The organism is Streptomyces sp. NPDC002671 (assembly GCF_053592475.1).
In genome coordinates, this window is record NZ_JBSFVU010000036.1 from 57,823 (window position 1) to 68,288 (window position 10,466).

Consider the following 10,466-nt stretch of genomic DNA (forward strand, 5'->3'; position numbering starts at 1 on the left):
GCTCCCACCCGAAGAGCCCTCTTACGCCCGGCCCAAGTGCCGCTCCGCGAACTCGATCTCGAGGCGGACCTGCTTGATGCGCTCGTCCACGACCAGCGACCCGTGCCCGGCGTCGTAGCGGTACACCTGGTGGACCGCGCCCCGGGACTCCAGTCTCTTGACGTAGTTGTCGATCTGGCGGATCGGGCAGCGGGGGTCGTTGACGCCCGCCGAGATGTAGACGGGGGCCTTGACCTCGTCCACGTAGGTCAGCGGGGAGGACGCCTCGAAGCGTTCCGGGACCTCCTCCGGGGTGCCGCCCAGGAGGGTGCGGTCCATGGCCTTCAGGGACTCCATCTCGTCGTGGTAGGCCGTGACGTAGTCCGCGACCGGCACCACCGCGACGCCCACCGCCCACGCCTCGGGCTGGGTGCCGACGCCGAGGAGGGTGAGGTAGCCGCCCCAGGAGCCGCCGGTGAGGACCAGCCGGGCCGGGTCGGCGAGGCCCGAGGCGACCGCCCACTCGCGGACGGCGGCGACGTCCTCCAGCTCGATCAGGCCGACCCGGTGCTTGAGCGCGTCCGTCCAGGCGCGGCCGTAGCCCGTGGAGCCGCGGTAGTTGACGCGGACCACCGCGTAGCCGTGGTCGACCCAGGCCGCCGGGCCCGCCGCGAAGGAGTCGCTGTCGTGCCAGGTCGGACCGCCGTGCAGGTCGAAGACCGTGGGCAGGGGGCCCGTGGCACCGGCCGGCTTCTGGATCAGGGCGTGGATACGGCCGCCGGGGCCCTCCACCCACGCGTCCTGCACGGCCACCGAGGGCGGGCACTTCATGCCGGGCGGGTCCAGGACGATCCCGCCCGCCGTGGAGCGGACCACGGGCGGGTGCGCGGCCGACGACCACAGGTACTCCACGCTGCCGTCGGGCCGGGCCGTCGCCCCGGAGACCGTGCCGGGCGGGGTGGGGATGCGGGTCAGCTCGTGGGTCGCCAGGTCGTAGCGGAACAGTTCGCCGCGGGCCTCGAAGCCGTGGTCGACGAGCAGGGCCGAGCCGTCCGGGTACCACTCGGCGCCGACGTCGCCCGGGAGGTCCAGGGCCAGGTCCGTCTCCTCGCCCGTGGCCACGTCCCACACCAGCGGTTCCCAGCGGCCCCGGCGCTGGTGGCCGATGAGCAGGCGGGTGTCGCCGGCGACCGGGGCGAAGCCCATCACCTCCAGGCCCAGCTCCTCGGTGCCGCCCTTGGTGTCGTCCAGCTCGGCGACCGTCATGCCGTCCGGGCGCAGCACGCGCAGCGCCGCGTGCATGGCGTCGCCGTGCTCGGTGTGCTCGATGGCGATCAGGGAGCCGTCGTACGAGAGGTCGCCGACGCCGGCCGACTCGCGGTGCCGGTAGATCTCGGCCGTCGCCTCGCCCTCGCGGGCCAGGTGGATCGTCGTGCCCTCCTCGTCAGTGGAGCGGCCCACCACCGCCATGCGGCCGTCGCGGGCCAGGGCCAGGCCGGAGGGGTAGGAGGGGTCCAGGCCGGGGACGGCCGCCTCGTCCGCGCCCCCGCCGAAGGGCTGGCGGCGCCAGACACCGAACTCGTCGCCGTCCTTGTCGTCGAACCACCAGATCCAAGCGCCGTCCGGGGAGAGTACGCCGTCCGTCGTGCCGTTCGGCCGGTGCGTGGCCTGGCGCTGCTCGCCCGTCGTGCGGTCCCAGGCGTACAGCTCGTACGTGCCCGTCGCGTTCGACACGAACAGGGAGCGGTGCGGCGCGTCCAGCGCCCAGTCGGGCAGGGACACCCGGGGCGCCCGGAAGCGCCGCTCCCACTCCGGCATCTCGGGCGCGGCGGGCGCGCCCCCCGCGTCAGGCTCGTCCGCCGCGTCACGCACGTCCGGCTTGTTGCTCTCGCTCATGGCCCCAGTCATGCGCCCATATTGCCTGGCCGCACCGACAATTGGTGTCGTTCATGCGCAGGCTGTGGATAACTTCGCGTAACTCGGCGAACCCCGGGCCCGTCCGCCCCGCACCGGCGCCGTACCGTGGGGGGCGTGTACCGGTTTCTGCTGACACCCCGCTGGTGGGGCATCAACGTCTTCGTGCTGCTCGCCATCCCCTTCTGCATCTTCATGGGGTCGTGGCAGCTGAGCCGGTTCGAGGCGCGGATGCAGGACCACCGCACCGCGACCGAGCGGGTCGACTCCGGCAGGCACGAGGCCGCCCGGCCGCTGGCCGGGCTGCTGCCCGTCGACAAGAGCACGTCGGGCCGGCGGGCCACCGCGAGCGGCCGGTACGGCAAGCAGCTCCTGGTGCCCGACCGGCAGCTGGACGGCAAGCGCGGCTTCTACGTCCTCACCCTCCTGCGCACCGACTCCGGCAAGGCCCTGCCCGTCGTACGCGGCTGGCTGCCCGGTACGGCGGACCCGGCGAAGGCGCCCGCCGCGCCGGCCGGCGAGGTCACCGTCACCGGCGCGCTCCAGGCGTCCGAGACCCCCGGGGACAACGGGATCAGCTCCCGCGGCGGGCTGCCCGCCGGGCAGACGGCGGCGATCAGCTCGGCCTCGCTGGTGAACCTGGTGCCGTACCGGCTGTACGACGCCTGGGTCACCCTGGACAAGGCCGACGCGGGGATGAAGGCCGTACCGGCGACCGCACCGGACGACACCGGGCTCGACCTGAAGGCCTTCCAGAACCTCGGTTACACCGGTGAGTGGTTCGTCTTCGCGGGCTTCGTCGTCTTCATGTGGTTCCGGCTGCTGCGCCGCGAGGTGGAGTTCGTGCGGGACGCGGCACTGGGACTGGTGCCGGAGCCGGAGACCTACGACGCCGCCAGCACCCCGGTGTAGTACACGGTCCCGGCGCACGCGTCGGAAACCGTCGCCGTCGCCGTCGAACCGGTCTGGCTGGTGTGGGTGACCACGACGCTGCCGTCGGCCTCGCCGTCCCCGGTGACGAGCTGGGTGGTGGTGCCCGCCGAACCGCCCGTGTCCGTGCCGGTGGTGGTGCCGGGGTCCTGGGTGGCGGACGGGTCGGGCGAGGGGCCTCCGGTCGCCTCGCCGGTGGTGGTGCCGCCGGTCACGGGACAGTTCTCCGAGGGCACGAAGACGAACTGCTCCTCGTAGGCCGAGCCGGGCTGCAGCACCAGTCCGGAGACCTCCTGGGAGGGGTCGGGCAGGCCGGCCGCCGCGTCCCCGGCCGCATGCCGCACGGCGCTGACCTTGGCCGGGTCGGCGGCGCCCTGCGGCGTCACGCCCACCGTGCCGGCGCCGCCGACGGTGCAGGCGGAGCGGGAGACGTTGGTGACGCGGAAGCTGCCGTAGACGGCGCCCGCGGAGTCGGGGGCCTGGGCGCTGCCGGTGGGGGTGCCCAGCTGGTCCGCCGTACACACCGGAGCCGCCGACACCAGGGTGGCGGACGGGTCCACGCCGCCGGTGGAGCCGGTGTCGGTGCCGGCGCTCTGGCCATGGCCGTCGCCGCTGCTGCCGGGCTCTCTGCCGGGCTGCTCGGCCCGGCCGCCGGAGTCGTCGCGCCGGGTGCCGGAACCGCCGCCCTGGGTCTTGGCCCGGCCCTTGCCGTCGTGGGCCTGGGAGGACTGGCCGGCCATGCCGGTGTTGAGGTCGGGGCTGCCGGAGTCGGTGACGTGCACGAGCGCGGGGATCGCGGTGCCGATGAACAGCGCGGCGGCGGCCATGCCGACGACGGCCTGCCGCTTGCGGGCCCGCCGGGCGGGAACGGCACGGCGCAGATGGTTCAGCGTGCCGGTGCGCGGTTCGAGGTCGTCGACCACGGAGTGCAGCATCCGGCGCAGGGCCTGCTCCTCCGGGGCGAGCCCGGCGAGGGCCGGGTCCCGCTCCTCGGGGCCCTTTTCGTCGGGGCTGTGGTTCACAGTTCCGTTCCCAGCGTGCGATTGCGTGTGCTCGTGCGGATGGCGTTCATGGGAGTCGCCTCCCCCGGAAGCTGAACCGGCATGTGAATCGCCCCCTTCGGCGCCGCCGCTCATGCGGGCGCCTCCATGGCGACGCGCAGGGCGGCGATGCCCCGCGAGCCGTAGGCCTTGACCGAGCCCAGGGATATCCCGAGGGCCTCGGCGACCTGGGCCTCGGTCATGTCCGCGAAGTAGCGCAGCACGAGGACCTCGCGCTGGCGGCGCTGGAGCCCCTTCATGGCCTTGATGAGGTCGCGGCGCTCCAGCTGGTCGTAGGCGCCCTCCTCGGCGCTCGCCATGTCGGGCATCGGCTTGGCGAGCAGCTTCAGGCCGAGGATGCGCCGGCGCAGGGTGGAGCGGGAGAGGTTGACGACCGTCTGTCTCAGGTAGGCGAGGGTCTTCTCGGGGTCACGGACGCGCTTGCGCGCGGAGTGGACCCGGATGAAGGCCTCCTGGACGACGTCCTCGCAGGAGGCGGTGTCGTCGAGCAGGAGCGCCGCGAGACCCAGCAGTGAGCGGTAGTGCGCACGGTAGGTCTCGGTGAGGTGGTCGACGGTGGTGCCGGCCGCCACGGGCTGTGCGACCGCGGCGGCGTCCTCGGAGTCGTCACGCTGGCTGGGTATGCGGGCGGGCCGCGCTGCGGGCATGGGCGCGATCACCGGCATGCCGCCGGCCATGCGGGGCGGCCGGAGCGCCGCCCGGGGCGGCCGGAGGGCCGCCGTGCCGCGGGCCGCTGAGAGTTCGAGTACCTCTGCCACGCCAGTTGGACACGTTTCCCCCCGGGAGGGTTGTACGTGCCGGACATCACATGTGCGACAACCGGCCGTGCCTCAAGTGCCGTCATGCGCCCCGCTCTTCCCCTATGTCCCATGTGAACGGGCGTCCCCACGCCCGGAGCCCGACGTCCCCACGCCGAATTCCTCCACGTCCCCACGCCCCCGCAGGGGTGACCGCAAAGACGCTCCCCGCCTCGCGCGTGGTTGCACGGGGCGGGGAGAAGATTCTTACCCGGATCCTATAAAGCTGTCAGTCGCAAATATCTGTGAGGCACCGCTCAGCGCGGCAGCCCCTGGCGTCAGGCGCGGCCGTTCGCTTCGGACGCCACCAGCTCGGCGATCTGCGCGGTGTTGAGCGCGGCCCCCTTGCGCAGGTTGTCGCCGCACACGAAGAGTTCGAGCGCGGTCGGGTCGTCCAGGGCGCGCCGGACCCGGCCGACCCAGGTGGGGTCGGTGCCGACGACGTCGGCGGGGGTGGGGAACTCACCGGCGTCCGGGTCGTCGTAGAGGACGACACCGGGGGCGGTGGCGAGGATCTCGCGGGCGCCGTCCACCGTGACCTCGCCCTGGAAGCGGGCGTGGACGGTGAGGGAGTGGCCGGTGACCACCGGCACCCGGACGCAGGTGACGGCGACCGGCAGCGTCGGCAGTCCGAGGATCTTGCGGGACTCGTCCCGCACCTTCATCTCCTCCGACGACCAGCCGTCGGCCCTCAGGGATCCGGCCCAGGGGACGACGTTCAGCGCGACCGGCTCCGGGAACGGCCCGGTGTCGTCCCCGACGGCCCGCCGTACGTCACCGGGCTTGGTGCCCAGTTCGGTGTCGGCGACCAGGGACAGCTGGGCCCGCAGCGCGTCCACACCGGCCCGCCCGGCCCCGCTCACCGCCTGGTACGACGACACGACCAGCTCGCGCAGCCCGAACTCGGCGTGCAGCGCGCCCAGGGCGACGATCATCGACAGGGTCGTGCAGTTGGGGTTGGCGATGATGCCGCGCGGCCGGTACCGGGCCGCGTGCGGATTGACCTCGGGCACCACGAGAGGCACCTCCGGGTCCATCCGGAAGGCGCCCGAGTTGTCCACGACGACCGCGCCGCGCGCGGCGGCGATGGGCGCCCACTGGGCGGAGACCTCGTCGGGCACGTCGAACATCGCGATGTCGACCCCGTCGAAGGCCTCTTCGGTGAGGGCGACCACTTCGACCTCCTCCCCGCGCACGGCCAGCTTACGGCCGGCCGAGCGCGGGGAGGCGATCAGACGGATCTCGCCCCAGATGTCCGCGTGCTGGGACAGGATCTGGAGCATGACCGCGCCGACGGCCCCGGTCGCTCCCACGACCGCGAGCGTCGGCCTCCCGGTCTCCGCCATCAGCGGCCCGTGCCTCCGTAGACGACGGCTTCGTCGGTGTCGGAGTCGAGCCCGAAGGCGGTGTGCACGGCGCGCACGGCCTCCGGCACGTCGTCGGCGCGGGTGACGACCGAGATGCGGATCTCGGAGGTGGAGATCAGCTCGATGTTCACACCCGCGTCGGACAGCGCCTCGAAGAAGGAGGCGGTGACGCCCGGGTTGGTCTTCATGCCGGCGCCGACGAGGGAGATCTTGCCGATCTGGTCGTCGTAGCGCAGCGAGTCGAAGCCGATGCCCGGCCGGTTCTTCTCCAGCGCGTCGATGGCCTTGCGGCCCTCGGTCTTGGGCAGCGTGAAGGAGATGTCCGTCAGCCCCGTGGAGGCGGCGGAGACGTTCTGCACGACCATGTCGATGTTGATCTCGGCATCGGCGATGGTCCGGAAGATCGCGGCGGCCTCACCCGGCTTGTCCGGCACGCCGACGACCGTGATCTTGGCCTCGGAGGTGTCGTGCGCGACACCGGAGATGATGGCCTGCTCCACCTTCTGGTCCCCAATCGGCTCACTGCTGACCCACGTGCCCTGCAGCCCGCTGAAGCTGGACCGGACGTGGATCGGGATGTTGTAGCGGCGGGCGTACTCCACACAGCGGTGGAGCAGCACCTTGGAGCCGGAGGCCGCGAGCTCCAGCATGTCCTCGAAGGAGATCCAGTCGATCTTCTTCGCCTTCTTCACCACGCGCGGGTCGGCGGTGAACACGCCGTCGACGTCGGTGTAGATCTCGCAGACCTCGGCGTCGAGCGCGGCGGCGAGCGCCACGGCCGTCGTGTCGGAACCGCCACGGCCGAGCGTGGTGATGTCCTTCTTGTCGGCGCTGACGCCCTGGAACCCGGCGACGATGGCGATGTTGCCCTTGTCCAGCGACTCCCGGATCCGGCCCGGCGTGACGTCGATGATCCGGGCTTTGTTGTGGACCGAGTCGGTGATGACGCCTGCCTGGCTGCCGGTGAACGACTGGGCCTCGTGGCCCAGGTTTTTGATCGCCATGGCCAGCAGGGCCATGGAGATACGCTCTCCGGCGGTCAGCAGCATGTCGAACTCACGCCCGGCAGGCATCGGCGATACCTGCTCGGCGAGATCGATCAGCTCGTCCGTCGTGTCGCCCATCGCGGAAACGACGACAACCACCTGGTTGCCGTTCCTCTTGGCTTCCACGATCCGCTTGGCGACGCGCTTGATGCCCTCGGCATCGGCTACGGAGGAGCCTCCGTACTTCTGCACGACAAGGCCCACGTGCGCTCCTCGCTCGGTTCGTTTGTGTCGGCTAAGTCTATCGAGCGTCCGAATTCCGCCTCCCTGCTCCCGCATGGTGAGACGTCGGACGCGCGCCGCACGGACATCCATGTCGTCCGCACGACGTCCGTACGACCTCATGCCCGCCCGAAGCCGGAACACGCGGAAAGTGCCCCGGGTCACAGTGCCGGACCTGAGAGCGTGGTGGCCGCCTCACGGGCACGACTGAGCGCCCCCGAAGCCGCCGGCTACTTGGCCGGGCGCAGACCCAGTGGGCCGCCGATCTCCTCGGCCATGACGCGGCCCGCCTCGAACTCCAGGGTCTCGTCACCCATGTCGGACTGGTCGGTGTCGAGGCCGTCCAGTTCCTCCAGGGGCTGGTTCAGGCGGACGTGGGCGACCAGGGACTGGAGGGCGCGCAGGGCGGCGGAGGCGGTGCTGCCCCAGTTGGAGAAGTAGGAGAACTGCCACCACCACAGGGCCTCGACGGTGCGGCCCGCGCGGTAATGGGCCATGCCGTGGCGCAGGTCGGTGACGACGTCGGCGAGGTCGTCGGAGATCCGGGCCGGGACGGGCGCCTTGCGGGGCTCGTAGGGGTCGAAGACCTCGGAGTAGACGTCCACGGGGTCCAGGAGGCGGGCGAGGTTCTCGCGGAGCACGTCGACGTCCTGCTCCGGGCCGAGGTCGGGCTCGTAGCGCTCGTCGGGGACGATGTCCTCGTGCGCGCCGAGACGGCCGCCGGCCAGCAGCAGCTGGGAGACCTCCAGGAGGAGGAAGGGCACCGCCGAGTCGGGCTCGTCGCCCCGCGCGACCTCGGTGACCGCCACCAGGAAGCTCTCGATCTGGTCCGCGATCTGGACCGCGAAGTCGTCCGGGTCCTGCGCGGTGGCGTGCAGCGTGGCGTCAGACATCTAGGAGTCGTCTCCCCTCGAAGGCGCGGCCGAGGGTGACCTCGTCCGCGTATTCCAGGTCGCCACCCACCGGGAGGCCGCTGGCCAGGCGGGTGACCTTCAGGCCCATGGGCTTGATCATGCGGGCGAGGTACGTCGCCGTCGCCTCGCCTTCCAGATTCGGGTCCGTGGCCAGGATCAGCTCCGTGACCGTTCCGTCGGCCAGCCTCGCGAGAAGTTCTCGTATCCGCAGATCGTCGGGGCCCACGCCCTCGATCGGGCTGATCGCGCCGCCGAGGACGTGGTAGCGCCCGCGGAACTCCCGGGTGCGTTCGACGGCGACGACGTCCTTCGGCTCCTCCACGACGCAGATGACCGAGGGGTCGCGCCGGGCGTCACGGCAGATGTTGCACAGCTCCTCCTGTGCGACATTGCCGCAGGTCGCGCAGAAGCGGACCTTCGCCTTGACCTCCAGCAGCGCCTGCGCGAGCCGCTTCACGTCCGTCGGCTCGGCCTGCAGGATGTGGAAGGCGATCCGCTGCGCGCTCTTGGGACCGACGCCGGGCAGCCGCCCCAGCTCGTCGATGAGGTCCTGGACCACGCCTTCGTACAACGGACTGCCCTCCTGGAGACCTTTCGGTACGTACGGTAGTTGGCTGCCGCCTGTCCTAGGAAGGCGGTGCGGGTGTCGCCCGCGTGGCGAACACCAGAACGGTCAGCGGATCAGAACGGCAGACCGGGGATGCCGCTGCCGCCGCCCAGGCCCTGCGCCAGCGGGCCGAGCTTCTGCTGCTGAAGGGCCTGCGCGTTCTCGTTGGCCGCCTGTACGGCCGCCACGATCAGGTCGGCGAGGGTCTCCGTGTCCTCCGGGTCCACCGCCTTCGGGTCGATCTTCAGCGCGCGCAGCTCACCGGCGCCGGTCACGGTCGCCTTCACCAGCCCGCCGCCCGCTTGCCCGTCGACCTCCGTGTTCGCCAGTTCCTCCTGCGCCTGCTGGAGGTCCTGCTGCATCTTCTGGGCCTGCTGGAGCAACTGCTGCATGTTGGGCTGGCCACCACCGGGAATCACGATCAGCTCCTGGATTCGTCGTTTCCTCCGTTGTGCACGAGCCTACGTGGTCCACGCGGCCATCGCCCCGCCACTCTTTCGAGTGAGAACATGGCGTGCCCTATACCTGATCACGGCGCTCTTCTGGGCGGAAAAGGTGGGAAAGCCACCCCTTCGTTACCCATTGGGCGGTAGGAAGGGGACCGTGTGACAGCGTGCAATGTCACGCAATGTAACCGTTCATAAGGAGTGCCGGGTGGGTCAGCCGGAGATGCAGCCCGAGGGTCCGCCTCAGGACGGGCGGGGCGAGGGTGCGGCCGGGCTGCGGCCGGGCGATCTGACCGGGCGGGAGTTCCCGCTCGGGGACTGGGGGGAGCCGGCGGAACGGCTGGACGAGCTGTACCGCTGGGTGGAGCGCGGGGCGCTGGACACGGCGGCCTGGTATCTGGCGGACCGGGTATGGAAACGGCGCGGGGCGCGGGCGCTGCGCGCAGGGGCCGCCACGGGCGCGGTGACCGGCGCCGCCCTCCCCCTCCTGGACCTGACCGGGATGCTGGGCGGCGTGGCCCCCTGGGGCTATCTGGCTCTGCTGCTCGCGGTCTCCTGCGTCGGCGTGGACCGCTTCTTCGGTGTCACCTCGGGCTGGATAAGGGATGTGGCCACCGCGCAGGCCGTGCACCGGCGGCTCCAGGCGCTCCAGTTCGACTGGGCGTCGGAGAGCGTCCGGGAGGTACTGGGCCCGACGGAGGGCACGGCCAGCGAGGCCACCGAGCGCTGCCTGGGCGTACTGCGCCGCTTCTCGGAGGACGTCACGGACCTGGTCCGCACGGAGACGGCCGACTGGATGGTGGAGTTCCGCACCGGCCCGACCCCCCTCGGCATCCAGACGGCGGTGGCCTCCGGCGCCCGGGCCGAGTCCGCGAGCGCGGTCGGCAGATTCCCCCTCCCCCCGCCGAACGGCACCCGCCCGAACATGCCCCGCCAGCGCCCCCCGGAGCCGCGCTGAGGATTCCGGCGGGCAACGGCCGATGAGTTTTTCCGGCGCCCCCGGTCAAAGATCCCGAAAGCCAGGCACAAGACACCGAGACCAGGCACGGCACCCCAAGGAGCCCCCGATGCGCACTCTGATCAGCACCGCCTTCATCTCGCTCGACGGCGTCGTGGAGGCCCCCGGCGGCGAGCCCGGTTACCGGAACTCCGGGTGGACCTTCAAGGACGTCGAGTTCCTCCC

Annotated in this window: 10 protein-coding genes and 1 pseudogene; 3 read left to right on the plus strand and 8 right to left on the minus strand. The window is 71.7% G+C overall.

The window, feature by feature from the left end:
• Window positions 1–21: 21 nt before the first annotated feature.
• A complete protein-coding gene (locus tag ACWD35_RS37150; RefSeq protein ID WP_451355781.1) occupies window positions 22–1,875 on the minus strand; it encodes a prolyl oligopeptidase family serine peptidase in 1,854 nt (617 codons plus the stop codon).
• 135 nt (window positions 1,876–2,010) lie between these two features.
• On the opposite strand from ACWD35_RS37150, the gene ACWD35_RS37155 reads away from it, so the two are divergent.
• Complete coding sequence (locus tag ACWD35_RS37155) at window positions 2,011–2,805, plus strand: SURF1 family protein (RefSeq protein WP_451355782.1); 795 nt, start codon at window positions 2,011–2,013, stop codon at window positions 2,803–2,805.
• Here the strand turns inward: ACWD35_RS37155 and ACWD35_RS37160 are convergent.
• From ACWD35_RS37160 to ACWD35_RS37190, 7 genes are all read right to left on the minus strand, one after another.
• Window positions 2,778–3,845 (minus strand): hypothetical protein, encoded by a 1,068-nt coding sequence (locus ACWD35_RS37160; protein WP_451355783.1) that lies wholly within the window; start codon window positions 3,843–3,845, stop codon window positions 2,778–2,780. The two genes, ACWD35_RS37155 and ACWD35_RS37160, sit on opposite strands and share 28 nt — an antisense overlap.
• A 110-nt stretch (window positions 3,846–3,955) precedes the next feature.
• The gene (locus tag ACWD35_RS37165; RefSeq protein WP_451355784.1) at window positions 3,956–4,642 is read right to left on the minus strand and encodes a SigE family RNA polymerase sigma factor; all 687 of its coding nucleotides are present in this window, start codon (window positions 4,640–4,642) and stop codon (window positions 3,956–3,958) included.
• Window positions 4,643–4,959: 317 nt separating this feature from the next.
• Window positions 4,960–6,027, minus strand: coding sequence for an aspartate-semialdehyde dehydrogenase (locus ACWD35_RS37170; RefSeq protein ID WP_451355785.1), 1,068 nt, complete (start codon window positions 6,025–6,027; stop codon window positions 4,960–4,962).
• Entirely contained in the window at window positions 6,027–7,298 is a 1,272-nt protein-coding gene (locus tag ACWD35_RS37175; RefSeq protein WP_451355786.1) for an aspartate kinase, read from the minus strand. The genes ACWD35_RS37170 and ACWD35_RS37175 overlap by 1 nt, the downstream gene beginning before the upstream one ends.
• Before the next feature lie 248 nt (window positions 7,299–7,546).
• Window positions 7,547–8,209, minus strand: a complete 663-nt coding sequence (locus ACWD35_RS37180; RefSeq protein WP_451355787.1) for a DUF5063 domain-containing protein — start codon at window positions 8,207–8,209, stop codon at window positions 7,547–7,549.
• On the minus strand, window positions 8,202–8,801 hold the full coding sequence (gene recR, locus ACWD35_RS37185; RefSeq protein WP_451355788.1) for a recombination mediator RecR: 600 nt from the start codon (window positions 8,799–8,801) through the stop codon (window positions 8,202–8,204). The genes ACWD35_RS37180 and recR overlap by 8 nt, the downstream gene beginning before the upstream one ends.
• Before the next feature lie 110 nt (window positions 8,802–8,911).
• Window positions 8,912–9,256 carry a YbaB/EbfC family nucleoid-associated protein gene (locus tag ACWD35_RS37190; RefSeq protein ID WP_451355789.1) on the minus strand — a complete coding sequence of 115 codons (345 nt, stop codon included), beginning with the start codon at window positions 9,254–9,256 and terminating at the stop codon, window positions 8,912–8,914.
• 235 nt (window positions 9,257–9,491) lie between these two features.
• Here ACWD35_RS37190 and ACWD35_RS37195 point away from each other — a divergent pair, with 235 nt between their 5' ends.
• Both ACWD35_RS37195 and ACWD35_RS37200 read left to right on the plus strand, forming a co-directional pair.
• Window positions 9,492–10,241: an SLATT domain-containing protein gene (locus ACWD35_RS37195; protein WP_451355790.1), complete on the plus strand. Its 750-nt coding sequence runs from the start codon at window positions 9,492–9,494 to the stop codon at window positions 10,239–10,241.
• A 22-nt stretch (window positions 10,242–10,263) separates the two neighbouring features.
• Window positions 10,264–10,466 (plus strand): annotated as a pseudogene (locus ACWD35_RS37200) (dihydrofolate reductase family protein); the annotation flags it as partial.